Raw genomic sequence first — 496 nt, 5'->3', positions numbered from 1 at the left:
TACCGCGATCACTTCCATTGCGACGATCTTCGAACATCAGCGGACGCTGGCGCAAACCGCCGACCTGCTGGATCAGTTGCAGGGCCGCAAAGGCCGGGGCGCATCCGCCGCCGCGCTGTCCGCGGAGCATCCGGGGACGCCATTCCTCGAAGGCCCGACGGTCACGGTGGCAGGCGCTACGCTGCTGCAGCGTGTCGTAGCCGCCGTCACCAGTGTTGGCGGTACGATCCAGTCGTCGCAGGTCGACGTATTGGGAACGCAAGCCAAGGCCGGATTTGTCGGCCTATTGGTCAGTTGCGAAATGGAGCAGCCTTCGTTGCAGAAGCTGCTTTACGACTTGGAAGCCGGGATGCCGTTTCTGTTCATCGACCAGCTCGACGTCCAGGTGCCGCAGCTCACCGCCGCCAACGAGCAGGGCGTGGGCCGGATCAGGGTGGTGCTCGGGGTTTCGGGACAGTGGCAGGGCGGGAAATAGGCTCGGGCATGGCGCGCGCAG

The 496-nt window shown here is 64.9% G+C and carries 1 protein-coding gene; it reads left to right on the top strand.

The window, feature by feature from the left end; all coding sequences use genetic code 11:
• Positions 1-475 (top strand): type II secretion system protein GspM (gene gspM / locus Q0L57_RS13395; RefSeq protein WP_296743331.1); only part of this gene is annotated, 475 nt, incomplete at its 5' end.
• Positions 476-496: the final 21 nt, after the last annotated feature.

It is taken from the genome of Mesorhizobium sp., assembly GCF_024509055.1.
In the GTDB taxonomy this organism is placed as follows: domain Bacteria; phylum Pseudomonadota; class Alphaproteobacteria; order Rhizobiales; family Rhizobiaceae; genus Mesorhizobium.
Note: the sequence above shows the minus strand (reverse complement) of the source record. Positions and strands in the feature narration are given on the sequence as shown.